Here is a 1,239-nt window from a genome sequence, read left to right as displayed (position 1 = left end):
AATTGCTCTTCCTATTGACGTCGATGCTTCACTAAGTGATGTCGAGATTAAAATAAGCTCCCAAGGCTGTGCAGATGCAGGCTTGTGCTACCCACCAAAGCACGAAAAGGTCTTATATGTAGCGCAAAAAAGTAATAGCGACACAACTAGCAACAAGCTTCAAGCTCCCAACCAGCAACAAACGCCTTCATCTCAAGAAAGCCCAGACTTTGAAAACGCTGCGGGCGTCTTTAGCTTTATTCAGAACAGTAGCCTGCTGGCGATTGTAGGAATATTCTTTTTACTCGGGATCGGATTGACCTTTACACCTTGCGTGTTTCCAATGATCCCGATTATTACCAGCATTATTGCTGGCCAGCAAAAGCCAACGGTCGGTAAATCCTTTATGCTTTCCCTAGCCTACGTTATCGGTATGGCGGCAACCTATGCTGCAGCAGGCGTGGTGACAGGACTGCTCGGTGCGGGAGCCAATGTACAGGCAGCCCTGCAAGACCCAATTGTATTAAGCGTATTTTCGGCAATATTTATTTTGCTTGCCTTAGCTATGTTCGGCCTTTACGAGCTGCAACTCCCCGCTTTCTTAAGAGACCGCCTCAATACCACCAGCCAAAACCTTAATGGTGGGCATATCACCAGCGTATTCTTTATCGGTGCACTATCAGCACTAATTGTTTCACCGTGTGTCTCAGCCCCGCTCGCAGGTGCGTTACTTTATATAAGCAGTACAGCAGACGCAGTTATCGGAGGCCTTTCATTATTTGCTCTGGGCTTGGGTATGGGTGTGCCATTAATCCTGATCGCTATAGGTGGCGGTAAGTTCTTCCCTAAAGCCGGCGCCTGGATGGACAAAGTAAAATACGCTTTCGGCATAATGCTAATTGCCGTGGCAATCTGGCTCATTAGCCGTGTTATCCCTGAGTCAGTTTCGCTATTTTTATGGGCGTTGTTATGCGGCCTAACAGCAAGCCAGATGGGTGCTTTTGATGCAGCTAAGCCTGGAATAGAAAGAGTCTCTAAAGGTTTAGGCTTGCTCCTGGCCTTATACGCCGCATTATTATTTATTGGCTCACTTACTCAAGCCACAAACCCACTCAACCCCCTGGAAACTCTGATTAGCAACCAGCAAACCAACACACAGAAACCTAACAAGCTCCCTTTCAATACTATTTATTCGAATACCGGGCTTGAACAACATCTCGCCATTGCAAAGCAAAACGGCCAAGCTCTATTGGTAGATTT

At 46.9% G+C, this 1,239-nt stretch carries 1 protein-coding gene; it reads left to right on the top strand.

Annotation, left to right across the window (positions count from 1 at the left end):
- A partial coding sequence (gene dsbD, locus A3766_RS28270) for a protein-disulfide reductase DsbD (protein ID WP_197479820.1) occupies window positions 1-1,239 on the top strand: 1,239 nt, incomplete at both ends.

It is taken from the genome of Oleiphilus sp. HI0132 (assembly GCF_001635845.1).
This window is presented reverse-complemented; position numbering and strand designations above follow the sequence as displayed.